The sequence below is a fragment of the Vibrio sp. 10N.222.49.C9 genome (genome assembly GCF_041474985.1).
Lineage (GTDB): Bacteria > Pseudomonadota > Gammaproteobacteria > Enterobacterales > Vibrionaceae > Vibrio > Vibrio crassostreae_C.
In genome coordinates, this window is sequence record NZ_JBFRVD010001087.1 from 1 (window position 1) to 419 (window position 419).

1 pseudogene is annotated in these 419 nt (G+C 41.3%); it reads left to right on the forward strand.

The annotated features are described in order from the left end of the window. Positions 1 to 119: 119 nt before the first annotated feature. A pseudogene (locus AB4585_RS27010) lies at positions 120 to 419 on the forward strand (RNA degradosome polyphosphate kinase); the annotation flags it as partial.

Consider the following 419-nt stretch of genomic DNA (forward strand, 5'->3'; position numbering starts at 1 on the left):
ACACATTTCCTTACACGCAACGTGACCACTGTCACATGGCTGAAATCTAACTGCAATAATATTCACTCCCCCCATTTTAGCACTAGACTTGCATTGCAAACTAGAAAACGGAAAAGAAGATGAGCACAGAAAAACTGTATGTAGAAAAAGAACTTAGCTGGCTTTCTTTTAATGAACGAGTCCTGCAAGAGGCCGCTGATAAGTCGGTTCCCTTAATAGAAAGAATCCGGTTTCTAGGCATATTTTCCAACAACCTCGATGAGTTCTACAAGGTACGATTTTCCGATGTTAAACGCCGTATCTTGATCAACCAAGAACGAGGTCGTCAAGACAATTCAAAACGCCTACTCAGCAAAATGCAAAGCAAGGCAATGAAACTCAATCTGCGATTTGACGAGTTGTATAGCGAATTGCTTCTC